This window comes from Paenibacillus thiaminolyticus, from assembly GCF_007066085.1.
Classification (GTDB): Bacteria; Bacillota; Bacilli; order Paenibacillales; family Paenibacillaceae; genus Paenibacillus_B; species Paenibacillus_B thiaminolyticus.
Genome location: NZ_CP041405.1, coordinates 1,073,700 through 1,099,698, shown reverse-complemented (window position 1 = coordinate 1,099,698; position 25,999 = coordinate 1,073,700). Strand labels below are relative to the sequence as shown.

The following is a 25,999-nucleotide window of genomic DNA, read 5'->3' as shown; positions in this document are numbered from 1 at the left end:
ATAGTTATTCTACGAAAGGAACATTAAATGAACATTAAAATCATAAGACAATGTTGTTACAAATCGAAAAAAAATGTTACCCAAGGCATGAAATGGAGGCAGAAAATGATGAAAAAAACGGCGAAACGTGAAAAACGTATTCGTTTTCCTGTCTGCCGCTTACATGTATGAATGTGCGAACTGCATCTATGAATGTGATGCCGGAGGCAGGGAAGGCGCAGTTCTTGCACGCCCCCCTGTCCGCAGCGATTATAAGCCGGTGTCGACTTGAGCCCAGATCTCATCATCCACTTCCAGGCGAATCTGGTGCCGGAAGGCACGCTGCCCGTATTCCTTGTGGACGTATTGCTCGATCGCTTCCAGCAGGTTCATCTCGACCAAATATTGATGACGCCCGTTCACCCATACCTCGGCGGTGAATCCGTGTTCCTCATCCCAACAGAGCTCGACTTCAATATCCGTCGGTTGAACCTGTCTGCGCATCGCCAGGTGCAAGCACACGGCGTTCACGATCTCATCCATACTAATGCGAAGCTGCATTTAGTTCCACCGCCCGCTGTCCGGCCGCGGCGGCTTGCGGCGATCCTTGAATTTACGGAAGATCATGACGACGAGCATGAACAGGGCGAAGAGCGCCATGAGATTCACCAGCAATCCCAATATTTCTCCGAAGAAGCCCATGTTGCCGAACAACCCGCCGAACAGCATGCCGGCCAGCCCGCCGATCATCAGGCCCTTCATGAAGCTGCCTCCGCTAAAAAATCCGCGGTTCCCCGTCGTGTTCGTGCCGGTTGTCTTGGTATTGCCGGTTGTGTCCGAACGATTCACTTGGTTGTTCGTCTCCGCTTTCTTCGGGGCGGGTTGATACTTCTTCACGCCCGAACGGAATGATCCCCCTCGCTTGGCATCCACCAGCGATGGCGTTGTCACCGCAAACACGAGCAGGAACGCCATCATAACGATAATCCATTTACGCATGAACTGCCTCCTCCAGTAGATTAGTTGTATCCGATACTAATACGGGCTGTTCCGAAAGAGGTTTCAAAAAAATATTGAACTTGTTACAATGAAATTGTCTGTGCCGCTAATCATAGAAACTAGGATCCGTTAAGGCGGATTTTTTACTATTTTATTATTCAAGGGAAGATAAATCCGGATAGATGAGAGGAGGATCCGAATGGATTATCCGCTAGCGTACATCGACTATATGCTGGAATTCCACGGCACGAGGGATTGGTTCGAATGCCACGAGATTATGGAGGAGCACTGGAAGGCGGAGTCATCGGCTGAACGGAAAGTCTGGTGGCTGACTCTCGTGCAGATTGCGGTCGGCTTGTACCATGAGCGCAGAGGCAATCTGGCCGGGGCCGGCAAAATGCTGCGCAGCGCGCTTGCGCATGCTCCGGAGGTTGCGTGGTCGCAACTGGGGATCGACGGCTCGGAGCTTATCGCCCAATTGTCGGAGCGGGTGGAGTCGTATCGTCAAGGGGGTGCGCCGGAGCGGACGTATGCCGAGTGGAACTTCCCTATTGCCGATCCGGAGCTGGCCGCTCAATGCGAAGCCCGTTGCCAGGCCTTGGGCTGGCAGTGGTGCCGCACGGGAAGCGAGCAAGACGAGAGCATCCTTCATCGTCATAAGCTGAGGGACCGCGAACCGGTCATTGCGGCGCGCAGGGCGGCCCAGCGCCTGAAGGGGCGGAACCGGAAGCAGGGGCGTCCGTAGAATCCCGTTCCGCCAGGGGAGGCGCATGCCGGCCGCGCCGTCTTAGGAGGTCGAGTCCTCTTCCTCCAGCATCCGGACGACCCAGCGGCACCATTCGATCTGGGCCGTCGCGAGCGAGATCGCGCGGTGCAGCAAAATGTAGCTTCCGAACTTTTTGGAGCGGACATGACGCTCTTCCTCGGGAATGCGCTGCAGCAGCTTTTCATGGTAAGCGATTTTCGTCTCCAGCTGCTTCTTGCGTGTCAGGAACAAAGGAATGGCGAGTTCACGATCGATCATCCAGATGCACTTGGCCTTCAGGCTGAGCTCGTCGCGGGACAACTGCTCCGCCGGCGGCTCGCCCAACCAGTCCAAGACCGCCTGCTTCCCCTGTTCGGTCAGCGAATAGACCTTCTTATCCGGCTTGTCCTTCTGTTCAATGCGCACATATTGAACGTAGCCTTCCCGCTCCAGCTTGGCCAGCAGCGGGTAGATCTGGCTGTGCTTCGCCTGCCAGAACGGCTGGATGCGAAGCATTAGATCATAACCGGAGCAAGACTCGCTTGCAAGAAGTCCGAGTAGTCCGTAAGATAATGTATTAAGCACGGGGGACAACCTCCAATACAGGAATGGGTCTGCGTCCCGCCGCAAAGGGGAACGGACAGACCTTTTCACATTCCATTATATGTAATTGATTACATATTTGCAAGCAGTATTCAACATCAACCCGCGATGCGGTTGCTGCGAGTTCAGGCAAGTGGAAATGGGGTAGAGTACGTAATGGCGAACGCAATATCAGACAAGGCACAAAAAATTCCCGTCGTTATCCTGGCGGGCTTCCTCGGGAGCGGCAAGACGACACTCCTTCAGCAATGGCTGCAATGGAGCCTTGATGCGGGCATGAAGCCGGCTGTTGTCATGAATGAGGTCGGCGAGGTGAATCTGGACGGGCAGCTGCTGCCTGAGGACGTGGCGATGACCGAGCTGCTGAACGGATGCATCTGCTGCTCGATGCGGGGCGATTTCAGTCTCAAGCTGTACGAACTGGTTCAGTCGGAGCGTCCCGACATCATCTATGTGGAATGTACCGGCATCGCCCAGCCGATGGAGCTGGTCGACTCGATTACGGAGATATCGCTGTATTCCGATGTCGTATTGAATCATATCGTGACCTTGGCCGATGCTTCTCATCTTGCCGCGATGCTTGACGAAGGGGAAAAGCCGAACCGCAAGCTGATGAATCTCCTGCAGGAGCAGGTCCGCGCGGCTCAGCTCATTCTGGTGAACAAGGCCGATCGGGTGAATGAAGCGCAGTTGGAAGCGGTACAGCGTGAGCTCCGCGCATGGAATGCCGAGGCCGACATGCTCGTTACCGAGCGGGCCGCCATCGACCGTTCAAGATGGCAGGATGCGATTCGGACGGGGGATGCCCCCGTAGAGCAAGAGGCGAAGCCTGGCTGCGCGTCAAGGCATCACGCGCACGACAAGGTTACCGTGTGGACGCGAGCCATTCCGCGAGCGGTCGATAGCGAGAGGTTCGAGCGCTGGCTGCTTGGACAGCCCTCGAACGTATACCGGGCGAAGGGAATCGTCACCTTCACCGATACGACGAAGCGCTATATGTTTCAGTACGCGTACCGGGCGACCGAGTTCGTTCCCATTATGCCGCAGGGCGAGGTGGAGGATGTTCTCGTCATGATCGGCGAACAGATGGATGTCGCCGAACTGGAGCGCTCCTTCTGCGATATATGCCAATAACTACGAAAGCTCCTGGAGCAGAACCGGATGTTCTGAGCCAGGAGCTGTCGCCGTTAGATCAACGGGTGGCCGAAGGGGTATGCGTCTCCTTGTCCGCCAGTTCCGGATCGGATTGGAGATCCTCCAGGTAGCGGTAGCCGTCCGCTACCCATTCCAGAGCGCCGGTATCCGGATGAATGACCATGCCATGCACGGGGATATCGTTCGGCAGCAGCGGGTGCTTCCGCAAAATGCGCACGCTGTTCAACACGCCCTCATGGACGTTGTCGAATCCGCGAAGCCAATGGTGAAGCTTGATGCCTGAATTGGTGAGCGTGTCCAGGACGACATCCTGAACTCCTCTTGCCTTCGCCTTCTCGATAATGCCCTCGGAATTCAGCCCGGTCATGCCGCATCCATAATGCCCGACGACGACGACTTCATTCGCTCCCAGCTCATAGATGGCGACGAGCACGCTGCGCACGACGCTGCCGAACGGCTGCGAAATAATGGCGCCCGCGTTTTTGATGATTTTGGCATCGCCGTTGCGCAGATTCATCGCCCGGGGAAGCAGCTCGACGAGCCGGGTATCCATGCAGGTAATAATAGCCATCTTTTTGTCCGGGTACTTGTTCGTCAAAAACTGCTCGTATTCCCGCTTGTCCACGAATTGCTTGTTGAATTCCAAAATGGATTCCATGTTGTTCTTCATCAATATTCCTCCTCTGAAGATGCCTCGGAAGCCGTGCGCCGATCCGAGCAAATGACATGTGTCGAATAGATCTGCTGCGGACTGCTGAGCACGAAGGATCCGGCAATCGCTCCGGCATCGAGCTTCATGCGATCTTCATAAAATACAGCCTGATGGCGGCCGAGCAGCATGGGCAGGCTTGCGTTATTCGGAAGGTCCTCATCGCAGGCGCCCCGTTCCCTCACCAGCCAGAGGGCGGGAACCCCGTTCACCGCGCATCCGCATCCATCCGTATCATAGATGAGCTTGATATAGCCTGCTTCGCCGGACGGCCCGTCCAGCTTCCGTCTCAACGCTTCCTCTGCTCCCGGCGTCACTTCGATGCTGACTGACATAGTACCAACTCCTTCTTCAGAGCTGCAGCGGGAATGCCGCTTTTGAAAGTTGATTATATCCCGAACACCACGTATCATCAAGAGGTGAGCGGAAACGGCAGCAGGAGCGCCCGTAGAATCAAGAAAAATGAGGTGAGTTTTGCAAATGAGCACAAACGAACATCCGGTGTTGGAGCAATTTCACGATATGTTGACGAAAATGAAAAGTTATGAGGAAGCGTTGGGCCTCATGCAGTGGGATCTGCGGACAGGCGCCCCGCGCAAAGGGGCGGAGCAGCGGGCCCACGCCATCGGCGCGCTGGCGGCAGAGATGTTCTCACTGTCCGTCTCTCCAGAGATGGGGAACTGTCTGGATGAATTGGAGCAGCCTGGCATGCTCGATTCGTTGAGTCAGGCGGATCGCAAAATGGTGAAGGACGCCCGCAAGGAATACAATCGCAGCCGGCTTATCCCGCCGAAGCTTCATCAGGAGTATGTCGTGCTGACCTCTCATGCCGAGACGCTGTGGGAGGATGCGAAGCAAAAGGGAGATTACGAATCGTTCAAGCCGTACTTGCGGGACATCGTAGCGAAGACCCAGCAATTCATCGATTACTGGGGCGTGCGGGATACGCGCTATGATACGCTGCTGGACGCCTATGAGCCGGATATGACGGTAGCCAAGCTGGATTCAATATTCGGACGGCTCCGGGATCAGCTCGTTCCGCTCGTGCAGTCGGTCCAAGCCTCCGGCAAGCAGCCGGCCGCGGATTTTCTCTTCCAGGAGTTCCCGATTGAAGGGCAAAAGGCGATCAGCCATTACTTGCTGAAGGAGATCGGCTACGATTTCGATGCCGGCCGACTCGACGAGAGCGTTCATCCGTTCGCGATCGGGCTCAATCCGGGCGATGTGCGGATTACGACGCATTATAAGACGCATGATATGGCCGATGCGATATTCAGCTCGCTTCATGAAGGCGGACATGCGCTGTACGAGCAAAATATTAGCGGAAAATACGCAGGCACGCCGCTGGCGTCCGGCACCTCGATGGGGATTCATGAATCCCAGTCGCGCTTCTGGGAAAATCTGATTGGGCGGAGCCGCGCCTTCTGGTCAAGATACTATGGACAGGTGCAGCAGACCTTCCCGTTCCAGCTCGGACAAGTGACCGACGAGATGGTGTACCGGGCGGTGAACCGGGTGGAGCCGTCGCTGATCCGGATTGAAGCGGACGAAGTCACTTATAACCTACATATTATTATCCGCTATGAAATCGAGAAAATGCTGTTCAACGAAGGCTTGTCCGTGGACGATCTTCCGGATGTATGGAATGATAAGTATGAATCGTATCTTGGCGTTCGTCCGAAGCATGCGGGAGAAGGCGTGCTTCAGGATGTCCATTGGTCGGGCGGCGGATTCGGCTACTTCCCGTCTTATTCGCTCGGCAATATGTATGCGGCTCAGTTCATGCATGCGCTGCATCGAGGCATGCCGGATGTGGAGGACCGGATCGCCAGCGGCGAGCTGCTGGCGATTAAGGAGTGGCTGACCGAGCGCATTTATCAGCACGGCAAGCTGCTTACGCCTGCCGAGATCGTGATGCAGGTGACGGGGGAAGCGTTGAACCCGCAATATTTGGTCGATTACTTGTCGGCTAAAATGAAGGATGTATATAGCCTGTAATCTATAATTGAAAACGGCAACGAACCGAGCTCGCGAAGAAGCCGCGTCATCCCGCAAGGGAATGATGCGGCTTCTTCGTGCTGTGCGAATAACCATTTATTCACCGCCTGCATACGATGCAATATCCGTGAACATGATCTCCGGCGGCCGGGCCGGCACGGCTGGAAGGACAGCGGGAGCAGGAGCGGAGCAACGGTTTTTATTTTACCCGCAGAGGAGGGATCATTCGATGAAGCATAGACGGCTTGGCTTCACCGTGCTCGCCGTGCTGCTGCTGTGCTCGGCAGTGCTGGGGGCTTGCGGAGGCAAAAGTGACAAAATGAAGGTGAAGGTCGGGGAAGTGACCCGGTCGATCTTTTATGCGCCAGAATATGTCGCGATGGGCAAAGGATTTTTCGAGGCAGAGGGACTGGAGGTGGAGCTGCAGACGACGTTCGGGGGAGACAAGACGATGACGGCGCTGCTCTCCGGAGCGATCGACGTCGCGCTTGTCGGCTCGGAGACGTCAGTCTATGTCGCGCAGCAAGGAGCGGAAGACCCGGTGATCAACTTCTCGCAGCTGACGCAGACCGATGGCACGTTCCTGATGGCACGCCATGCCGAAGGCACCTTCGATTGGAATGATCTGAAGGGCAAGGTGTTCCTCGGACAGCGCAAAGGCGGCATGCCGCAAATGGCTGGCGAGTTCACGCTGAAAAAGCATGGCATCGATCCGCACGGCGATCTGGAGCTGATTCAAAATATTGATTTTGCCAACGTCGCCTCTGCATTCGCTTCGGGCACAGGGGAGTACGTGCAGCTGTTCGAACCGCAGGCGTCCATTTTCGAGAAGGAAGGAAAAGGGGCGGTCGTCGCTTCGTTCGGCGTGGAGAGCGGACTGCTGCCGTATACGGTCTTCATGACGAAGCAGAGCTATCTGACGAAGAACAAGGAAGCGGCTCAGAAGTTCACCAATGCGGTCTATAAGGCGCAGAAGTGGGTGGAGTCGGAATCGCCGGAAGCGATCGCCGATGTTATTATGCCGTTCTTCAAGGATACGGATCGGGACATTGTCGTCAGCTCGGTGAAGCGGTATAAGGAACAGGGCTCCTTCGCGGCCGATCCGGTGCTGGACGATAAGGAGTGGAGCAATCTGCTGGATGTGCTCGACTCGGCGGGCGAATTGAAAGAACGGATCGAGTATGGCCGGATCGTCAATAATGAATTTGCGGAGGAAGCCAAGCGGCAGGTGAAGTAGCTGACGGACAGAATGAAGGAGGCGGACGCGTGATCCCAGCGGTAGAAATGTCTCAAGTCACTCATGTCTATGTGACGGAACGCGAAGCGAAGCTTGCGATTGAGCGGCTGTCCGTCATGATTATGCCGGGGGAATTCGTCAGTCTGGTCGGGCCGAGCGGCTGTGGCAAGACGACGATCCTCTCCATTATTGCCGGGCTGCTGGAGCCGACGCATGGCAGCGTCCGCGTCTATGGCAATGCGGTCGCGGGACCTTCGCCGCGGGTCGGTTACATGCTGCAAAGCGACTATTTGTATCCGTGGCGCACGATTCTGGAAAATGCGAGCCTCGGCCTTGAGCTGACGAAGCGGTGGAATCGGGAATCGGAGGAGCTGGTGCGGGATTTACTGAACGGAATGGGATTGGGCGGTACGGAAGCGTCATATCCGCATCAGCTGTCCGGAGGCATGCGGCAGCGGGTCGCGCTCGTGCGGACGCTGGCGACCTCGCCGGAGCTGCTCTTGCTGGATGAACCGTTCTCCGCGCTCGATTATCAGACGAAGCTGCAGCTGGAGGATCTGGTCGTCGATACATTGAAGGCCCGGCGGAAGACCGCCGTGCTGGTAACGCACGATCTGTCGGAGGCCATTGCGGTCAGCGACCGGGTGATCGTGCTCAATCGCGATCCCGGCAGCATGCGCAAAGCCTTCACTATCCCGGATGCGATACGGGAGGCGCAGCCCTTCTTTGCCAGAGAGCAGCCCGGCTTCAACGAGATGTTCCATGAGCTGTGGAAAGAGCTGGAGGCATCGGACGGAAAGGAGGGCGAACATGCAGAGCGGAACTGAGATAAACAGAGCGGCCGAGGAATCCAGTCAGTTGCTCGCACGGACATATTCGCGCTATCGGGCCGACCGCCGGAAAAGGACCTGGATCGTCTTGCTTACCCAAACGGCTATTCTCATCGCTTGCGTTGGACTGTGGGAGCTGGCCGGCCGCATGAAATGGATCGACGTGCTGCTGTTCAGCTATCCAAGCAAGGTATGGGAGCAGATTGTGCAGGACTTTGCCGACGGGTCGATCTGGCCGCATCTCGGGATGACGGTCGGGGAGACGGTTGCCGGGTTTGTGCTGGGGACGTTATTCGGCACGCTGCTGGCCGTCGTGATCTGGCGGTCGGACTTCCTGGCACGAGTGTTGGATCCGTACATGGTCGTCTTCAACAGCATGCCGAAGGTGGCGCTTGGGCCGCTCTTCATCGTTGGCTTCGGAGCTGGCTTCGCGGCAATCGTCGCCACGACGTTATCGATCACGGTCATCATCACGACGATCGTCGTATACAACAGCTTCCGGGAGGTCGACCCGAATTATATTAAGGTCGTGCGGGTGTTCGGCGGAGGCAAAAGCGTCATTTTCAGCAAAGTCATCCTGCCGGCCTCCTTCCCGGCAATCGTATCGACGCTGAAGGTGAATGTCGGATTGGCCTGGGTCGGCGTTATCGTAGGAGAATTTCTCGTCTCCAAGATCGGACTCGGCTATTTGATTATTTATGGCTTCCAGGTGTTCAATTTCACTTTGGTGATGGCGTCTTTGGTCATTATCGCCGTGGTGGCGACCTTGATGTACCAGGGAGTCGCCTATCTGGAACGGGCATGGTTGAACCGATCGTAAGCCGCAGGGCGGCAGGTGGAGTGCGGAACAACGCTGCCGCCCTCTCCGGCGGTGAAGTCCGATCACCACGAAATGTTTGGTATGCAAGGGGATTGTAGATTATAATGAAAGTCTACCTAATCCTTTTACAGCAAGGAGCATTTCTATGATTTTCCGATTTGTCGGCATTCGTGTCATCAAGACGGCAATCGCCTCGATCTGCGCGATCATTACAGCTGGGCTGATAGGAAGCCCCAACCCGCTCGGTGCGGGCCTGTTGGCTATTTTGGGAGTCGATGTGACGCGGAAGCGGAGCATCCAGACCGTCTCGGCCCGCTTTTTCGCCTCGCTCGTCGGACTGCTTATGGCGTCGCTTCTGTTCGGACTGCTCGGCTTTCATCTGTGGGTACTGGCTTTATACATATTGTTGGCTTTTCCGGTCATTGTACGGCTCAATTTCAAAGAAGGCATTGTGACGAGTTCGGTCGTCACCTTCCATATTTATGGCGCAGGCACTTTGACGCTAACGGGGGTGCTCAATGAGGTCGTGCTGCTGCTCGTCGGCCTCGGTTCCGCGTCCCTGGTCAATCTGATTTACATGCCGAGCGAGGAAGATAAGCTCGTTCGGATTCGGAGTGATGTCGACGAGCGCTTCTCCCGCATTTTTCAGCAGATCAGCCGCTGTCTCCGCGATCCCTCATACGCATGGGACGGGCGCGAAATTATCGAGGCGAACGCCTCGGCCGACGAAGGCATCCGGCTCGCCTCCCGGGCGCTTGAAAATTTGCTGCTTCGTTCCGACGACGTGCGGGAGGACGAACGGTGGCTGGTCTATTTCTATATGCGCAAGACGCAGCTCGACCATGTGCAAAATATGATGCAGCTTATCTCGCAGGTATATGAGCAGCTTCCGCAATGTCTGTTGGTGGCCAAGCTATTCGATCAGCTCAGCCGCGACGTGAAGGAGCCGCACTATACGGGCAAGACCGAACAGCTGCTGCTGGAGCTGGAGGGGCTGTTCCGGGCGATGGATCTGCCGGCGACGCGGCAGGAATTCGAAGTCCGCTCCGCAGTGCTGCAGCTGAATCGCGAACTGTACAGCTTCCTGAAGATCGCAAAAAAGGACAAACAAAAAAAACAACTGGCCGCCTGAATTGGCCTGCCGGTGGCATGCGGACAGTCTCTTCCATCATAAAGATATACTATGTATGACGGTGCGGAACGGACTCTCTCTTTCTTGCTCGCTATGTTCGCAAAAGGATGGAATAGTGGAAGAAGTGCAGGCGCGGTAGAAATCGGCGGTTCCCGGAAATGCCGCATCGCTAGAATCTCCGTCGGCAATAAGGAGAAGCGCGGCGGCCGCGAGCCGCATATCTCCGGCGCGACATCATGATATGACCGCTGGCGCAGCGCCCGCGCCGCTTCGGTATAGAAGCTGGATTCCGAAGCATATATCTTTTTTCTCTATATTTAAATCTGTCTATTCAACATTCGCCCACGTCCTGCATACACTTTATTGAATGATTGTATGGAGGAGGTCCACACGATGGCAATTTCAGATAAACACCACTGCCGTGAGATAATCACGAAAGCAGTCTGCGGCAAAGGTCGCAAGTTCTCCGTCGTTACACATACCGTCACTCCGCCTCATCATCCGACGAGTATACTGGGAGCCTGGATTATCAATCATCAATATGAATCGGTGAGGGCCGGAGATGGAATTGAGGTCATCGGCACGTATGACATCAACATCTGGTATTCGTACGACAACAATTCCCAGACGGATGTAGCCAAGGAGACGGTATCCTACGTGGAGCTGGTCGGATTGTCTTATGTCGATCCGAAGCATCGCCGAACGACGGAAGAGGTAGCGGCTGAGGCGATCCAAGAGCCGAATTGCGTCGAGGCCAGCGTCTCCTCGTCAGGGACAGGGGTTACGATTCGCGTGGAGCGGGAATTCGCGGTAGAGATGATAGCGGAGACTAAGGTATGTGTGCGCGTCTGCCCGAACGGTTGCAACGATTTCGAAGACAAGGACTTTGATTTCGGCATCCAGGACGATGAGTTCGACGATCTGGATCCGGATATAACGGATGAGGAGTTGTGATTAGGTCCGCAGACCCTCACCGCCTGCGGAGATATCCCGGATAACATCCTGAAGCCCTCATCCGTTGAACTTCATACTTATGCATATGCAGCAGCAGCATCATCGAAGAGGGCGGGAGCCCTCCTTTTTTTTGAAAATTTGCCGAATTGCCGCATACAGGCAATCGGGATCATCATGATGAACGGGGGACGAGGCGATGCAACGTCTGGAATTGGGCGGCGGTGTCTGTCTGTATACCGATCATGCCGCCGGATATCGTCAATGGCGGCGTTATGCCGCAGCGCTGCGTCCGAAGGCAGCCGAAGCGCCGCCGGGCGTCGATGTCCTCTGGCTGCAGGCGCCTGATGCCGCCCGCCTGCCGGACGCGGCGGCTGGCATTGGCTCCGCTGGCGCCAAGCGGATGATTTTGAACCGCCATGCCGGGTCATGGAGCGGGCCTGCGATGCGGGACCGGCTGCGGCTGTGGGGACTGCCCGTGCTGGACAGGGCCGCCTGGGACGACGAGCCGGGAAGCGAGCCGTCCGGCCCCGGCTTCGTGCGCACGCTCTGCTTCTGGGTGAGCCAGCTTGAAGCGGTCGCGGCGGCGCAATGCTTCCAGGCGCCGTCCGGCGGCTATTTCTACCGCCTGCTGGACGATTGGAAGCGGCCGCCCTACCTGCGGCTGGCCCGGCTCGCTGTGCGGGCGGTATATGCGCTCGGCCGCGACACGGGGGCGGTCACGCTCCGCTGCTGCCCCGCCGCCGAAGAGGCCGATGCGCCCGCAGGCGTCCTGGAGGAGCCCCGCCCCGGCGACGCCATCGAGCGGGTAGAGCCCGTTCCGGCGCCCCTCCCGGCATGGGTGCTGGAGCGCTACGCCGCTTCCTGGGCCAAGGCGGCCGCCGAACAGCAGTCTGCCCGCGCCCGGCCGGGCTCGCTCCTGCTGGGGCTCGATGCGGAGCTCGTGCTGCACGATGCGCGCCGGCGCAAGCTAATTGCGGCGAGCCGCTATCTGCCACGGGGCGGCCGGGCGGGCTGCGATGCGGTGCGCATCGGGGGGCAGGTGCGCTTCCCGCTGATGGAGCTGCGGCCCGATCCTGCCCCGAGTCCCGCGCAGCTCGTGCGCAATATCGCCGCCGCGATGGCGGAAGCCCGCCGCAGCCTCGAAGCGGCGGAGGAAGGCGCCGCGCTGGAGTGGCTTGCCGGCGGCCTGCCGCTCGGCCGTTTCCCGCTCGGCGGACATATCCATCTGAGCGGGCTGCCGCTGACGTCCGAGCTCGTGCGGGTGCTGGATACTTATGTCGCCGTGCCGGTAGCCGCCTTGGAGGACCCGTCCGGCGCGTCACGGCGGCCTCGCTACGGAACGTTCGGCGACGTCCGCCTGCAGGAGCATGGCGGGGCCGGCGGCTTCGAATACCGGACGCTGCCCAGCTTCCTGTTCTCGCCCGATCTGGCGCAGGAAGTGCTGGCCCTGATGAACGCGGCCGTCAGGCACAGTCATCGCTTGAAGCGGCGCGACAGTCTGCGCGACCGTGTCATCCGGGCCTATCACGCCGGCCGGCCGGCGGAGGAGCTGCGTCCGATTGCCCGGGCCGCGGTGCAGGGGCTGCTGGCCGCGCTGGAGTATGAAGCCGTCTCTGCCGGAGGTGGAACCGGGAGCGAGCGGGAGCAGGCCCTCATCCGCTCCTTGGCCCGCCGCATCGATTCGGCCTGGCGGTGGAATGAGCGCGCAGATATCCGCCAGACATGGGCCATCCGGAAGGAAGGCGCGGTCAAAGCGTGAGTCTGCGCTCTTTTTTTGATATAATGAGGACGATTCAAGGTCAGGTATCGGAGGGTGTTTAATGGCGAAGATGACGCCGATGATGGAGCAGTATTTGGCGATTAAGCAGCAGGCGGAGGACGCAATTTTGTTTTTCCGCCTCGGCGATTTCTATGAAATGTTCAATGACGACGCAATTGTGGCGGCCAAGGAGCTGGAGATTACGCTCACCGGACGGGGCAGCAGCGGGACGGAAGACCGGATCCCGATGTGCGGCGTTCCGTATCATTCCGCCGACAGTTACATACAGCGGCTGATCGAGAAGGGGTACCGGGTCGCCATCTGCGAGCAGATGGAGGATCCGTCGGCCGCGAAGGGGGTCGTGCGCCGCGAGATCGTGCGCATCATCACCCCGGGCACGATTATGGAAGGGAAGATGATTGACGAGAAGGCCAATCATTATTTGCTCTGCCTGACGGAGCATGAAGGCATGTATGCCCTGGCCGCCTGCGATCTGTCGACCGGCGAGGTGACGGCGACGTCAGCCCCGGCCGGCCAGTCTTGGCTGCTGGACGAGCTGAACGTGTATGCGCCGACGGAGATTCTCGGCGCCGAGCGAGTGCTGGACGAGGCGCGGCCGGTGACGAAGGCGTGGAGCAAGCCGGTTCTGTTCACTCCTTGGACGAAGCGGGATGAGACGCTTGCTCAGCGGCAATTCGGCGAGGCGGCATGGATGCGGCTCGAACCGGAACGCCGTCAGGCGCTAGCGCTGCTGATGTCGTATCTGGCCGAGACGCAGAAGCGCTCATTGTCTCAGCTGACCCAGGTGCGGACGTACGAGCCGGATCAATATCTGGTCCTCGATCCGTTCACGCGCCGCAATCTGGAGTTGACGGAGACGGTGCGCGAGCGGGCGAAGAAGGGCTCGCTCCTCTGGCTGCTCGATCGGACACAGACGTCGATGGGAGGCCGGCTGCTGCGCCGCTGGATTGACAAGCCGCTCATGAACAAGCGGGCGATCGAGGCGCGGCTCGAAGCGGTGGAGACGCTGTATCATCATATGATCTGGCGCGAGGATATCCGGGAGCAGCTTCATCAGGTGTACGATCTGGAGCGTCTCGTCAGCCGGATTGCGTTCGGCACCGCGAACGGCCGCGATCTGATCGCGCTGAAGCATTCCTTGGAGCGGGTGCCGGGCTTGAAGCGGTGCTGCGCCGAGACCGATTCGGCGACCCTGCGCGAGCGGGTGTCCGGCCTGGACGACTGCCAGGATATCGTGGCATGGATCGATCGCGCCATCGTCGAGGAACCGCCCGTGTCGGTACGCGACGGCGGCATCATCAAGGCGGGTTATGACGCGCATTTGGACAAGCTGCGGGAAGCGAGCGTGAACGGCAAGCAGTGGATCGCGGAGCTGGAACGCCGCGAACGGGAAGAGACGGGCATCAAGTCGCTGAAGGTCGGCTATAACAAAGTGTTTGGCTATTATATCGAGGTTACCCGATCGAATCTGCAGGCGCTGCCGGAGGGCCGCTATGAGCGGAAGCAGACGTTGGCGAACGCAGAGAGGTTCATTACGCCGGAGCTGAAGGAGAAGGAAGCGCTCATCCTGGAAGCGGAAGATAAAATGATCGGGCTGGAATACGATCTGTTCAGCCAGCTGCGCCAGCGCATCGGCGAGCAGATCCGGAGGCTGCAGACGCTGGCCGAGGCGATCGCGGAGATTGACGTGTATCAGTCGCTGGCGGCGGTCGGCGCGGCGCACCGCTTCGTCCGTCCTGAGGTTACCGACGGCTATGATATGCATATCGAAGGCGGGCGCCATCCGGTGGTGGAAGCGGTCATGGAGAGCGGCTCGTTCATGGCGAACGATACCGTGCTGGAGGAGCAGGCCGCAGCCATGCTGCTCATTACCGGGCCGAACATGGCCGGGAAGAGCACTTATATGCGCCAGGTCGCGCTGATGTCGATTTTGACTCAGATGGGCGCCTTCGTGCCGGCCGATCGGGCGGTCATGCCGATAGTCGATCGGATCTTCACCCGCATCGGCGCGGCGGATGATCTAATTGGCGGCCAGAGCACCTTCATGGTGGAGATGATGGACATCCAGGTGATGACCGCGAAGGCGACGCGCCGGAGCTTGGTTATTATCGATGAGCTCGGACGGGGAACGTCGACGAGCGAAGGGATGTCGATTGCTCAAGCCGTGATCGAGTTCGTGCACGACGAGATCGGCTGCAAGGCGCTCGTATCGACCCATTTCCACGAGCTGGCGCACCTGGAGGAACGGTTGTGCGGCTTGCGCAACGTCTGTATGGCGGTTCAGGAGAGCGGGAATCAAGTAACCTTCCTGCGGAAGCTGATTCCGGGAGCGGCGAGCACAAGCTACGGCATCTACTGCGCGAAGCTGGCCGGGCTGCCGGATTCGATTATCCATCGCTCCTATGATCTGTTGAAGACGTATGAGACGGGAGCGCCGCGGGAGACCGGGGAGACAGCTTCGGTCGACGCTGGCATAGCACAGGCGGAGCGGCAGGTACTGCCGGATCGGGTGCGGGAGCAGGCCGAGCCGACGTCGGTTGCAGAGGAAGGCGCGGCCAAGGGGTTGGTTGCGGAGCCGGCGCCGGTGCGGGAAGCGGGAACGGCCGCAAGCGGCGCCGTCGAGCAGCTGTCGCTGTTCGGCTGGGAGGAATCCGCGGCGGCGACGGCTTCGGCTGCTCCAACCGCTCCGGTCACGAAGGAGGAGCAGCGGCGGAACCGGCAGGCCGATGTGTTGATTGCCGAGCTGCAGGAAGTCGACGTGCTGTCGCTCACGCCGCTCGAGGCGATGAACGCGCTGCACGCGTTCATGAAGCGGGCACGCGGGCTGAAGAACGAATAAGGGGGAATCCGAGATGGCCGTCATTCATATATTGGACGAGCATATCGCCAATCAGATTGCGGCTGGCGAGGTCGTGGAACGGCCTTCCTCCGTCGTCAAGGAATTGGTGGAAAATTCGATCGACGCCGGGAGCACCCGGATTGATGTGACCGTCGAGGAGGGCGGGCTCCAGTTGATTCGGGTCAAGGACAACGGATCCGGAATCGGGGAAGACGATGTGGAGAACGCCTTCCAGCGCCACGCCACGAGCAAGATCGCTTCAGGCAAGGATCTGTTCGCGATCCGCAGCCTCGGCTTCCGCGGGGAGGCCTTGCCCAGCATTGCCGCCGTGGCGCGGGTGGAGCTCACAAGCTGCGCGGATGACAGCGGCCTCGGGCGGAAGCTGACGATAGAAGGAGGAACCGCACAAGCATCCGAGCCGGCGCAGTCGATGCAGGGGACGGATATCGCCGTCCGCGATTTGTTCTACAATACGCCCGCCCGCTTGAAATATATGAAGACGGTGCAGACCGAGCTCGGGCATATCTCCGACTACATATACCGGCTGTCGCTCGCCTATCCGCAGATTGCGTTCACGTTGAAGCATAATGATAATTTGCTGCTGCAGACGATCGGCAACGGCGATTTGCAGCAGGTGATCGCGGCGGTGTACGGCGTGCAGACGGCGAAGAGCATGGTGCCGGTGGAGGCGGAGCAGCTGGATTACAAGCTGGAGGGCTATATCGGGAAGCCGGAGCTGACCCGATCGAACCGCAACGCGATGTCCTGGTTCGTGAACGGGCGCTATGTGCGCAGCTTCGCCTTGAATCAGGCGGTACTGAAGGCGTACCATACGCTGTTGCCGATTAACCGGTTCCCGATGATCGTCCTCCACGTGCGGATGCATCCGACACTGGTTGATGTCAATGTGCATCCGGCGAAGCTGGAGGTCCGGTTCAGCAAGGAGCCGGAGCTGTGCGAATTTATCGCGTCTACGCTGCGCGACATTTTGCTGCAGCAGGCGCTCATTCCGCAGGCCGCTCCGGACAAGGCGAAGGTGCGGACTTATGTCGAGCAGACGGAATGGCAGTGGGCGGCCGCGCCGCTGGCCGGCGGCCGCGACGAGCCCCGGCTCAAGCCGATGGGCGCGCTCGTTCCGTCAGCGGAGCCGGATCTGCCGCCGCTTCCGCCCGAGAGCGAGGCTCCTGCCCCTGGTCCGGGTCCGGATCTGGCAGGGGTTGAGCTTGACCGCACCGGAGTGAAGCCTGCAGTCGATGCAGAGCGGAGCGCTGGGGCGGGGGCAGTGCCAGCGGAGAGCGGCCAGGCGGCTGCTCCGGAGGCGGACTATGGCCGCCGGGATGCTGTGCAAGCGGAGCGGGAGCCTGAGCCGGATGCCGGGCCGATGCGGGAGCCGGAAGCGGTGCGCGAGTCCCGCGGAAGCTATGCCGGCGGGAGCGGAAGCCCGCGTTCCGGTGCTGCTGCCCCGGCGCCAGCGCCGAACCGGCCGCCGTCCGGCTTCCGCCAGGCGGGTGTTCAGGCGGCATGGCAAGCCGGCCCGGGCAAGCCGCCGGAGGCGGAGCTGCCGCCATTCCCGGCCGTCGAGCTTATCGGCCAGCTGCATGGGACGTATCTCATCGCATCCAATGCGGAGGGGTTGTATCTGATCGATCAGCATGCGGCCCATGAACGCATCAATTATGAATATTATTACGAGCGCTTCGGGCATCCCGAGGAGGCGTCGCAGGAGCTGCTGCTGCCGTTGACGCTGGAGTTCACGACGGCGGAAGCCGCGCGAATACGAGATCGGTTGCACCTGCTGGAGCAGGCAGGCATCCGGCTGGAGCCGTTCGGAGGGCAGACCTTCCTCGTCCGGTCGTATCCGCACTGGTTCCCGAACGGAGAGGAAGCCGATCTCGTGCGGGAGATGACGGATTGGGTGCTGCGCGAAAAAGTGCCGGATGTCGGCAAGCTGAGAGAGGCTTCGGCGATTATGTGCTCGTGCAAAGCCTCGATCAAGGCCAACCAGCGCTTGACCGAGGCGGAGGCGGAAGCGCTGCTGGCCCGGCTGGCCGCATGCCGCCAGCCGTATACTTGCCCGCACGGGCGCCCGATCGTCGTCAAATTCACGACCTATGATCTGGAGAAAATGTTCAAGCGGGTCATGTAATGCGGTTGCCGCATTTGTGTTTCCCTTTCTGAAGCGTATATAATGAGGAGGAGCTCATGATTGTAACTACGGGGGATAAGACCTCCCCGCACATAAGGGAACGCGCCCGGAAGATGGCCGAGACGTTCGGCCACCGGTTCGTCGAGCGCCGCAGATGCACGCTGGCCGCTCTTCGGAACCGGTACGGGGACGATGAATTTGTCGTCTACCGCAATAAGGATGTACGATATACGAAGCTAGGGGTAACCGAGCTGATCTATCACCCCAGCATGGCCTATGTCCGTATCAAGCGGCTGCTGGCCGGCGAAGGGGACACGATGGTTGCCGCCAGCCGCGCCCAACCGGGCGATGAGGTGCTGGATTGCACGGCTGGTCTCGGATCCGATGCGCTCGTCTTCTCCCATGTCGTGGGCGAAGCGGGCCGCGTGACGGCTCTGGAGAGCGAGCAGGCGCTTTTTACCCTGCTGCACGAAGGCCTTCACTTGTATGAGAGCAGCATTGAATCCGTCAATGAAGCGATGCGCCGCATCTTGCTGAAGCAGGCCGATCATGTGGGATGGCTGCGCAGCCTTCCCGACCGTTCGGTGGACATTGTCTATTTCGATCCGATGTTCCGTGAACCGGTGAAGGAATCGGCATCGATCGATCCGCTGCGCGCATTGGCCAATCCGGGAGCGGTGAAGCCGGAAGCGATTCGCGAAGCTTGCCGCGTGGCCCGGAAGACGGTCGTCATGAAGGAGTTGCGTGGCAGCGAGGAATTCGGACGGCTCGGATTTGAACGGATCGTGCACACCGGGACGAAATTAGCATATGGAGTGATTGACATTGCCGGCAACAACGTCGCCAACTAGGCCAAGGCTGCTCGTGCTCGTCGGCCCTACGGCAGTTGGCAAGACGAACCTGAGCCTGGATGTGGCTCATGCCTACGAGTGCGAGATTATATCCGGCGACAGCATGCAGGTATACCGTGGGATGGATATCGGCACCGCGAAGCTGCCGCTGGAGGAGAGAAGGGGGATACCTCATCATCTTCTGGATATCCATGATCCGGATTATGCCTTCTCCGTCGCCGAGTTCCAGGAGCGATGCCGTCATCTGATTGACGATATCACCGCACGGGATCGGATGCCGTTCATTGTCGGGGGGACCGGCTTGTATGTGGAATCGGTCTGCTACAGCTTCGAGTTCAGCGATGCCGGTTCGGACGAGGCTTTTCGCCGGGAAATGAACGAATTTGCGCTCGCTCATGGCCCTGAAGCGCTGCACGCCAAGCTGCAGGCCGTTGACCCGGTAACGGCGAATCGGCTGCATCCGAATGATCAGCGGCGGGTCGTACGGGCGTTGGAGATTTACCATCTGACCGGCCAGACGCTGTCTTCGCAGCTTGCAGGCCAACAGAAGACGTCTCCGTATGACCTGTGCTTAATCGGTTTGACAATGGACCGGCAGATGCTATATAAACGTATTGAGGATCGAATCGACATCATGATCCGGGACGGACTGATTGAGGAAGTGCGCCGCTTGCTCGATGCAGGCTACTCGCGCCAGCTCATCTCCATGCAGGGGCTGGGGTACAAGGAAATCGCAGCGTATTTGGAGAATGAAATGTCGCTGGAGGCCGCCGTCGAACGATTAAAGCGAGATACGCGGCGTTTTGCGAAGCGTCAGCTGTCATGGTTCCGCCGCATGCAAGATATTGAATGGGTGGATGTGACCGATGTGGAGCGTGCGGACGAACATTTCGATCGACTTTGTAAAATCATAGCAGGAAAGTTTCGGTAAGAGGTTGAATATATTTCAACACAACCTTATGATTATGGGGGTACGGACGATGAATAAATCTATTAATATCCAGGACACGTTTTTGAACCAATTGCGCAAGGAGAGCATCCCGGTGACGGTGTATTTAACGAATGGGTTCCAGATTCGCGGGGTTATCCGCGCATTTGACAACTTTACCATCGTCATAGACAGTGACGGCCGCCAGCAAATGGTGTATAAACACGCCATTTCCACGTTTACGCCGCAGCGTAACGTATCCCTGATGCAGGATCATCAGAACGACACGCAATAAGTTTTAGCGGGGGCCGAAGAGAAGCAATGCAACTTTTCGCCCCTGTTTTGCGTCTAATGGTATAGTCCGCTGCCGAACAACCCTGAAGGGTTGTTCTTTTCATTGCACGTCCCATCAGGTGCTGGATAGCATGCAAATCGTAGGAGATAGAGTAGAGAGAACTCATTTCTGTGAACAAAAGGGAGTCGGTTACGATGACGAGAGAGAAGCAACCTCCCCAGCGTACACGCACGCGCACACCGGTGCCAACTAAGGGGAAAGGAAAGGGGAAGCCTCCGAAGAAACGCAGCAAGTGGAGTTGGCGCAAAACCTTCTGGCTATCGTTTTTTATGGCTGCGTTTGCCGCCTTTATCGCGGTTGGCGGTTATCTGTTCATCTTGCTGAACGGGGAGCGGCTGATGCGCGAGTATAAGGACGCCGACATGTTCGAGATGGCTGAAATCTCCACCGTATATGACAGCAATAATAATGTAATCGCCCATCTGGGCAAAGGGATTGAGCATCGGGAGATTGCCGAGCCGGAAGATATTCCGCAGCGCGTCCGCGATGCGTTCATCGCAACGGAGGACCGGCGCTTCAACGAGCACCGCGGGGTCGACCTATGGTCCATCGGGCGTGCTATGGTGAAGGATATTGTGTCGCGAAGCTTGGCCGAGGGCGGAAGTACCATTACCCAGCAGCTGGCGAAGAACATGTTCCTGACCAGCGACAAGACTTTCTTCCGTAAGGCGACCGAGGTGTCCATCGCGCTGGCGCTGGAGAATCATTTTACCAAAGACGAAATTTTGACGATGTATTTGAACCGTATTTTCTTCGGAAAACGGGCCTATGGCATTATCGCCGCATCGAAAACTTACTTCGGTACGGAAGATCTCAATCAGCTTGAATTATGGCAAATTGCTACGTTGGCGGCCATTCCGAAGGCGCCGACCCATTACAATCCGATCAATAATCCGGAGCGCTCGAAGGAACGCCGCCAGGTCGTGCTCCAGCTGATGTACGAGCAGGGCTATATTACAGCGCAGGAGCGGGATGAAGCGTCTGCGGTCGATTATGTGCCGGTAGAGACCAAGGATGAAGGCGCGGCCGACAGCAATACCGAAGAAGCGTATTATTCTTATCTTGATTATATGGTAGAGGAAATCGTGGAGAGGACCGGTCTTACCGAAGACCAGTTGTTCCGCGGCGGCTACCAGATCTATACGACGCTGGACGCGAATGCGCAGCGTATCATGTACGACGCCTTCAATAACGACGCAATGTTCGAGAAGAGCAAGGACGAGACGAAGGTACAGGGCGCGATGGTCATTACGGATCATAAGAATGGCGCAATCCTGGCGATGATGGGCGGACGAGACTATGCCCGTAAAGGATTGAACCGGGCGACCATCACCCGGCAGCCGGGTTCGGCCTTCAAGCCGATTGTGTCCTACGCCCCGGCGCTGGAGACCGGCAAATGGTTCCCGTGGTCGAAGCTGAGCAACGAGAAGCAATCCTTCAACGGCTATAGTCCGACTAACCTGGGCGGCTATACGACTAGCGTCGATATGAAGGAAGCGGTCAGACGCTCGATCAATATTCCGGCGGTCTGGCTGCTCAATGAGATTAAATTGAAGACTGGCTTTGAATTTGCCAAGAGCTTGGGCATTCCGTTAACGAATGACGATTTCAACTTGTCGATTGCATTAGGCGGGATGACGCATGGCGTGACGCCGATTAATATGGCCACCGCCTATAATGCATTCGCCAATGGAGGCAATTATTATCCTTCTTACGCTGTGGCGAAGATTGTGGACCGCAAGGGGCATGATTATTTCACGTATCATGTGCCGAAGCCGATGAAGGTTATGAGCGAGCAGACTGCCTATTATATGACCGAGATGCTTACGGATGTCGTGAAAAGCGGCACCGGTACCCAGGCGCAGATCAGCGGCCGACAGGTAGCGGGCAAGACGGGAACGACACAGCATTCGGTTCCGGGCTATGACGGACCGGGCGACCGGGATGCATGGTTCGTCGGCTATACGCCGGAATGGACGGCGGCGGTATGGATGGGATATGACAAGACGGACCGCGATCACGTGCTGCTTGAGAGCAGCCGGGTGCCTTCGCGCATGTTCAGCGAAGTGATGGGCAAGGCGCTGAAGGACCGGAAGTCCGGTTCCTTCGGGAAGCCGGACGATGTCGAGAAGCAGCCTGATCCGGTGCAGAAGGTCAGCGGTCTGACCGCTTCCTACTCGGAAGCGACGAAGACGGTATCGCTGAGCTGGCAGCCGGTACAAGGCGAGAACATCGTCTACAATTTGTACCGGAAGTCTTCCGCCGAACAGGATTACACGAAGTTGCTGTCTGGACTGAAGGTAACGAATGCGGAAGATATCGGCGTATTCGCCGGCGAGACGTATTCTTATGTGGTAACGGCGGTAAGCGGGGACGAGGAATCGGCCCGTTCCAATGTCGCCACGGTCAAGATCGAGGAAGAAGAAATCCAAATACCGGAAACGCCAGAAACACCGGAACCGCCGATCGTAGATCCTCCGGATCCGGGGGGAGACCCGGACGGATCGGTTGATCCGTTTCCTCCTGACCCTGACGGTTCCGATCCGTCCGGCGACGGGGATGATACGGGCACGGTGCCTGGAACCGTGGTACCTGATCAAACGGAGACGTCGACTCCGCCGGATCAGAATAGCTTCGAAGCTCCGGATCCGGGGCAGGATCAGGCCGTTCATGGCAACAACGGAGAGGGCAACGGCCATGGCTTTGGCCGTAACGGAAATAACGGCAACGGAAATGATTAATGCATTTCTAAGCATCAGAGGAAGCGCGCAATGTGGAATTGCGCGCTTTTCTTTTGAACAAGGAGGAGTGAGCCGCGCATGATTCAAGGACAAGAGCTTGGCGTACATACAAATAAGGGCAGATTGCGGGCGAGGCTGCTGTCACTTGCCGGAACGCTGCTGTTCGCAGGCCTTCTGTGGTTGGCCTATACACAGTGGAAGATAGCGTCGATGCCTGATGTGGTACAGCCCGTCCGCACGGACATTGGCATCGTGCTGGGCGCTTCGCTCTGGGGAGACGAACCGAGTCCGGGCTTGCGGGAGCGGCTGAACAAAGCGCTTGAGCTGTACAAGGAGGGGCGCTTCGATTATATTATCGTGTCCGGAGGGTTGGATCGCCCGGATGCGAACTTCACGGAAGCCGAAGGCATGGCTCACTATTTGATCGATCACGGGGTAAGCGAAGATCGCATCGTACTGGAAGGCGAGTCGACGAGCACGCTGGAAAATCTCCGCTTCAGCCAGCGCATGATGCAAGAGCGAGGCTGGACGTCGGCCACGATCGTGACGCATGATTTCCACGGCATGCGCGCGTTGGAGATCGCGCAGGCGCTCCATTATGACCAGCCGCAGGTTGTAACGGTTAACAGCGAGGTGCTGTCTCCGCTATGGTACCGCAGCCGTGAATCGTTGGCCTATACGAAATGGAAATGGGACGAGTTGTGGATTCCGTAAACTTCTAATAACCTGTTCGACGCTAGAATATATTGAACAACATAGACGGTTCTGCCTCGGGATGGCAGGATCGGGAGTTGAACGTCGAAAGGGTGACGCATATGAACGTACGACTCAAAGCGGCCGGATCGAACGCAGAAACAAGACCTTCGCGTCAAATTAATGTCGTCATCCGTCCGGTGGACACGCCGGCTGAGTCCGCGGCTCAGCCGGATCAGGCCCGGACGGCCGGTCAGGATCAGTCGGCCATGCAGGCAGAAGGGCCTTTTGCCGACATCCGCAAGGAGCTGGACCGGCTCGTCGGTCTGGAGCATATGAAGGAGATTGCGTTTGAGCTCTATGCCATTCTGCAAATGAATCGCCGCCGCCAGGAAGCGGGCCTCACATGTCACTCGCATGTCTATCATATGATTTTTAAAGGGAACCCGGGGACGGGCAAGACGACGGTTGCCCGGATTATGGCGAAAATGTTCCAGCAGCTCGGATTGCTGAGCAAAGGCCATCTGCTCGAAGTGGAGCGCGCGGATCTGGTTGGGGAATATATAGGACATACGGCGCAAAAGACACGTGACTTGATCAAAAAGGCGATGGGCGGCGTCTTGTTCATTGACGAAGCGTATAGCCTGGCTCGCGGCGGCGAGAAAGATTTCGGCAAGGAAGCTGTGGACACACTAGTAAAAGCGATGGAAGATCAGAAGAACCAGTTCGTTCTGATCTTGGCAGGCTATTCGGAAGAAATGGACTGGTTGATGCAAACCAATTCCGGGTTGCCCTCCCGCTTTCCGATTCAAGTCGAGTTCCCCGATTATACGGTCGATCAGCTGCTGTTGATTGCAGAATCCATTGCCAAGGAACAGGATTATGTGTTGATGCCGCAATCGCTCTCGCAGCTGAAGAACGTCATTCTGGACGAGAAAATTATGTCTTCCAACTTGTTCAGCAACGCGCGGTTCGTGCGCAACGTTATGGAGAAGGCGATGCGCAATCAAGCGGTGCGCTTGCTGCAGACCTACCCGGAACAGTCGCCGGGCAAGCTGGAACTGATGACGCTTCGTCCGGAAGATTTAAAATGGGAGCGCAAATGAGGTATACTGGGGTACAGAAGCGGGAAGCGGCCACTATGACATGAAGGAGACCTTCAATGCATGCGAAGAACGTTCTATGAGACTTCTCAACATATTCAAGACCGTGCGGTCTTGGTGACACTCATTACGGATGAAGTCCGGCGAAGCCGGCTTCGTCCGGAGGATTCCTTGCAGGAATTGGTGCAGCTGGCGGAGACGGCCGGCGTTGCCGTGCTGTCGGTCATGATGCAGCAGCGGGAGAGCGCCGATCCGAGATGGTTCATAGGCAAAGGCAAGGTTGCTGAACTGGGAGCGGTCATCGCGGAGCTTGACGCGACGACCGCCATCTTCGATCAGGAGTTGTCCGGCGCCCAGGTGCGCAATCTGGAAGAAGCGCTCGATGTGAAGATTATTGACCGGACACAGCTGATCCTGGATATATTTGCACAGCGTGCGAAGACAAGAGAGGGGATTATTCAAGTTGAACTTGCACAGCTATCTTATCTGCTGCCGCGGTTATCGGGCCATGGACGCAATTTATCCCGGCTAGGAGGCGGCATTGGAACGCGCGGGCCGGGGGAGACGAAGCTGGAGACCGATCGGCGCCATATCCGGCGGCGCATCTCCGATCTGAAGCGCCAGCTGGAAGAGGTCGTCCGGCATCGCGGCGTCTATCGCGAGCGCCGCAAGAAGAGCGGCGCGATTCAAGTGGCGCTCGTCGGCTATACGAACGCAGGCAAGTCGACGCTGCTACGCCAGCTGACGGAAGCGGATGTCTACGTGGAGAACCAGCTGTTCGCCACGCTGGATCCGACCTCCCGGCAATGGGAGCTTCCGAACGGCAAGTTAACGATTTTGACGGATACGGTCGGCTTCATTCAGCATTTGCCGCATGAGCTTGTCGCTTCATTCCGCGCGACGCTGGAGGAAGTAAATGAGGCGGACCTCATTCTGCATGTCGTGGATGCCTCTTCTCTGATGCGGGAGGAGCAGATGCGGGTCGTCGATGATATTTTGCAGCAATTGGGCGCCGGGGCAAAGCCGCAGATTGTGCTGTATAATAAGAAGGATATGTGCATCGAAGAGCAGCGCCAGATGCTGCCTTTGGATGAGAGCCATTTCTTGATCAGCGCGTACGACGAAGCCGATCTTGAACAGGTGCGGCTTGCCGTGCAGCAGCATCTGTCGGGCCGCACGGTAACCTACCGGCTGCCGGGCGCACGCGGCGATCTGATTGCGCTTGCTCATCGCATTGGCGAAGTGCTGGAGCAGGAAGCGGACGGCCAGAATGTACAGTTGACCGTTCGTCTCGATCGAGCGGAGGCAGAGCTCCATAGCTACAAGCTGGAGCCTTATCTATCATAAGTACAACGGGAGCTTGTTGGGAAGTGCGTTGTCGGAACAAGGGGAATGAATGGAT

At 58.0% G+C, this 25,999-nt stretch carries 24 protein-coding genes; 18 read left to right on the top strand and 6 right to left on the bottom strand.

From position 1 onward, the window contains the following. Window positions 1–249: 249 nt before the first annotated feature. On the bottom strand, window positions 250–540 hold the full coding sequence (locus FLT43_RS04935; RefSeq protein WP_087441849.1) for a YxcD family protein: 291 nt from the start codon (window positions 538–540) through the stop codon (window positions 250–252). Beyond that, on the bottom strand, window positions 541–978 hold the full coding sequence (locus FLT43_RS04930) for a hypothetical protein (RefSeq protein ID WP_087441848.1): 438 nt from the start codon (window positions 976–978) through the stop codon (window positions 541–543). Window positions 979–1,177: 199 nt separating this feature from the next. Here FLT43_RS04930 and FLT43_RS04925 point away from each other — a divergent pair, with 199 nt between their 5' ends. Beyond that, the gene (locus FLT43_RS04925) at window positions 1,178–1,723 is read left to right on the top strand and encodes a DUF309 domain-containing protein (protein ID WP_087441847.1); all 546 of its coding nucleotides are present in this window, start codon (window positions 1,178–1,180) and stop codon (window positions 1,721–1,723) included. Window positions 1,724–1,765: 42 nt separating this feature from the next. Here FLT43_RS04925 and FLT43_RS04920 read toward each other — a convergent pair whose 3' ends face one another. Then, window positions 1,766–2,308: a PadR family transcriptional regulator gene (locus FLT43_RS04920; RefSeq protein ID WP_087441846.1), complete on the bottom strand. Its 543-nt coding sequence runs from the start codon at window positions 2,306–2,308 to the stop codon at window positions 1,766–1,768. Between the two features lie 174 nt (window positions 2,309–2,482). On the opposite strand from FLT43_RS04920, the gene FLT43_RS04915 reads away from it, so the two are divergent. Next, complete coding sequence (locus tag FLT43_RS04915) at window positions 2,483–3,460, top strand: CobW family GTP-binding protein (RefSeq protein WP_087441845.1); 978 nt, start codon at window positions 2,483–2,485, stop codon at window positions 3,458–3,460. A gap of 58 nt (window positions 3,461–3,518) precedes the next feature. On the opposite strand, the gene FLT43_RS04910 is transcribed toward FLT43_RS04915, so the two are convergent. Together FLT43_RS04910 and FLT43_RS04905 are read right to left on the bottom strand one after the other, a co-directional pair. Beyond that, a complete protein-coding gene (locus tag FLT43_RS04910) occupies window positions 3,519–4,151 on the bottom strand; it encodes a beta-class carbonic anhydrase (protein ID WP_087441844.1) in 633 nt (210 codons plus the stop codon). Beyond that, window positions 4,151–4,525: an iron-sulfur cluster biosynthesis family protein gene (locus FLT43_RS04905; RefSeq protein ID WP_087441843.1), complete on the bottom strand. Its 375-nt coding sequence runs from the start codon at window positions 4,523–4,525 to the stop codon at window positions 4,151–4,153. The genes FLT43_RS04910 and FLT43_RS04905 overlap by 1 nt, the downstream gene beginning before the upstream one ends. Before the next feature lie 145 nt (window positions 4,526–4,670). Here FLT43_RS04905 and FLT43_RS04900 point away from each other — a divergent pair, with 145 nt between their 5' ends. The 6 genes from FLT43_RS04900 (at window position 4,671) to FLT43_RS04875 (ending at window position 11,161) form a co-directional block, all read left to right on the top strand. Further along, window positions 4,671–6,188 carry a carboxypeptidase M32 gene (locus FLT43_RS04900; RefSeq protein ID WP_087441842.1) on the top strand — a complete coding sequence of 506 codons (1,518 nt, stop codon included), beginning with the start codon at window positions 4,671–4,673 and terminating at the stop codon, window positions 6,186–6,188. A gap of 229 nt (window positions 6,189–6,417) precedes the next feature. Then, window positions 6,418–7,425 (top strand): ABC transporter substrate-binding protein, encoded by a 1,008-nt coding sequence (locus FLT43_RS04895; RefSeq protein ID WP_087441841.1) that lies wholly within the window; start codon window positions 6,418–6,420, stop codon window positions 7,423–7,425. A gap of 29 nt (window positions 7,426–7,454) precedes the next feature. Next, the gene (locus tag FLT43_RS04890) at window positions 7,455–8,252 is read left to right on the top strand and encodes an ABC transporter ATP-binding protein (protein ID WP_174818226.1); all 798 of its coding nucleotides are present in this window, start codon (window positions 7,455–7,457) and stop codon (window positions 8,250–8,252) included. Then, the gene (locus FLT43_RS04885; RefSeq protein WP_115057864.1) at window positions 8,236–9,075 is read left to right on the top strand and encodes an ABC transporter permease; all 840 of its coding nucleotides are present in this window, start codon (window positions 8,236–8,238) and stop codon (window positions 9,073–9,075) included. Before FLT43_RS04890 ends, FLT43_RS04885 begins: the two co-directional genes overlap by 17 nt. Before the next feature lie 145 nt (window positions 9,076–9,220). Further along, entirely contained in the window at window positions 9,221–10,207 is a 987-nt protein-coding gene (locus tag FLT43_RS04880; protein WP_087441840.1) for an aromatic acid exporter family protein, read from the top strand. 393 nt (window positions 10,208–10,600) lie between these two features. Beyond that, complete coding sequence (locus FLT43_RS04875) at window positions 10,601–11,161, top strand: outer spore coat protein CotE (protein ID WP_087441839.1); 561 nt, start codon at window positions 10,601–10,603, stop codon at window positions 11,159–11,161. 270 nt (window positions 11,162–11,431) lie between these two features. On the opposite strand, the gene FLT43_RS29995 is transcribed toward FLT43_RS04875, so the two are convergent. After that, entirely contained in the window at window positions 11,432–11,704 is a 273-nt protein-coding gene (locus FLT43_RS29995) for a hypothetical protein (RefSeq protein ID WP_244194138.1), read from the bottom strand. Here FLT43_RS29995 and FLT43_RS30460 point away from each other — a divergent pair. From FLT43_RS30460 to hflX, 10 genes are all read left to right on the top strand, one after another. Then, window positions 11,604–12,920, top strand: a complete 1,317-nt coding sequence (locus tag FLT43_RS30460; RefSeq protein ID WP_258558872.1) for a putative amidoligase domain-containing protein — start codon at window positions 11,604–11,606, stop codon at window positions 12,918–12,920. The two genes, FLT43_RS29995 and FLT43_RS30460, sit on opposite strands and share 101 nt — an antisense overlap. Before the next feature lie 61 nt (window positions 12,921–12,981). Next, window positions 12,982–15,780, top strand: a complete 2,799-nt coding sequence (gene mutS, locus FLT43_RS04865; RefSeq protein ID WP_087441837.1) for a DNA mismatch repair protein MutS — start codon at window positions 12,982–12,984, stop codon at window positions 15,778–15,780. Window positions 15,781–15,793: 13 nt separating this feature from the next. After that, window positions 15,794–17,926 (top strand): DNA mismatch repair endonuclease MutL, encoded by a 2,133-nt coding sequence (gene mutL, locus FLT43_RS04860; protein WP_087441836.1) that lies wholly within the window; start codon window positions 15,794–15,796, stop codon window positions 17,924–17,926. 56 nt (window positions 17,927–17,982) lie between these two features. Beyond that, window positions 17,983–18,777 carry a class I SAM-dependent methyltransferase gene (locus FLT43_RS04855; protein ID WP_087441835.1) on the top strand — a complete coding sequence of 265 codons (795 nt, stop codon included), beginning with the start codon at window positions 17,983–17,985 and terminating at the stop codon, window positions 18,775–18,777. Between the two features lie 13 nt (window positions 18,778–18,790). After that, on the top strand, window positions 18,791–19,708 hold the full coding sequence (miaA, locus tag FLT43_RS04850; RefSeq protein ID WP_087441834.1) for a tRNA (adenosine(37)-N6)-dimethylallyltransferase MiaA: 918 nt from the start codon (window positions 18,791–18,793) through the stop codon (window positions 19,706–19,708). A gap of 49 nt (window positions 19,709–19,757) precedes the next feature. Beyond that, a complete protein-coding gene (gene hfq, locus FLT43_RS04845) occupies window positions 19,758–20,000 on the top strand; it encodes an RNA chaperone Hfq (RefSeq protein ID WP_040730128.1) in 243 nt (80 codons plus the stop codon). Window positions 20,001–20,194: 194 nt separating this feature from the next. Then, complete coding sequence (locus FLT43_RS04840) at window positions 20,195–22,801, top strand: transglycosylase domain-containing protein (RefSeq protein ID WP_087441833.1); 2,607 nt, start codon at window positions 20,195–20,197, stop codon at window positions 22,799–22,801. A gap of 78 nt (window positions 22,802–22,879) precedes the next feature. Then, complete coding sequence (locus FLT43_RS04835) at window positions 22,880–23,515, top strand: YdcF family protein (RefSeq protein ID WP_087441832.1); 636 nt, start codon at window positions 22,880–22,882, stop codon at window positions 23,513–23,515. A 101-nt stretch (window positions 23,516–23,616) separates the two neighbouring features. Then, entirely contained in the window at window positions 23,617–24,600 is a 984-nt protein-coding gene (locus tag FLT43_RS04830; protein ID WP_087441831.1) for an AAA family ATPase, read from the top strand. A 60-nt stretch (window positions 24,601–24,660) separates the two neighbouring features. Continuing rightward, on the top strand, window positions 24,661–25,944 hold the full coding sequence (hflX, locus tag FLT43_RS04825) for a GTPase HflX (RefSeq protein WP_087441830.1): 1,284 nt from the start codon (window positions 24,661–24,663) through the stop codon (window positions 25,942–25,944). Window positions 25,945–25,999: the final 55 nt, after the last annotated feature.